Annotated in this window: 1 protein-coding gene; it reads left to right on the top strand. The window is 56.5% G+C overall.

All coding sequences use genetic code 11. The features are described 5' to 3' along the window. On the top strand, window positions 1-683 hold a 683-nt coding region (locus tag A3754_RS00190; protein ID WP_156496621.1), incomplete at both ends, for an LON peptidase substrate-binding domain-containing protein.

Raw genomic sequence — 683 nt, 5'->3', positions numbered from 1 at the left:
CCGTTTCTTCCATCGACGAAGTCAGCCGCTTGGCTGACACCATTGCCGCGCACCTGCAGCTCAAGCTGGAGGAGAAGCAGGACGTGCTGGAAATGGTGGACGTGCGCGAGCGTGTTGAACACCTGATCGCGCTGATGGAATCGGACATTGATGTGCTAAAAGTGGAAAAGCGCATCCGTGGCCGGGTGAAAAAGCAGATGGAGAAAAGCCAGCGCGAGTATTACCTGAACGAACAGATGAAAGCCATCCAGAAAGAGCTGGGTGATCTGGAAGACAGTGGTAATGACCTGGACGATCTGGAAAAGAAAATCGACAGCTCGGGCATGCCAAAAGAGGCCCGTGACAAGGCTCAGGCAGAGCTGAACAAGCTCAAGATGATGTCCCCCATGTCGGCGGAAGCCACGGTTGTGCGCGGCTATCTGGACTGGATGACCTCGGTGCCATGGAAAAAGCGCAGCCGGGTGCGTCATGACCTGAATTACGCCAAGGAAGTACTGGACCGGGACCACTACGGTCTGGAAGACGTAAAAGACCGCGTGCTGGAATTTTTGGCCGTACAAAGCCGGGTCGGCAAGGTAAAAGGGCCGGTGTTGTGCCTGGTGGGGCCACCCGGGGTGGGCAAGACTTCACTGGGGCAATCCATCGCCAGTGCCACCAATCGCAAGTTCGTTCGCATGGCGTTG

This window comes from Alcanivorax sp. HI0083 (assembly GCF_001635175.1).
Note: the sequence above shows the minus strand (reverse complement) of the source record. Positions and strands in the feature narration are given on the sequence as shown.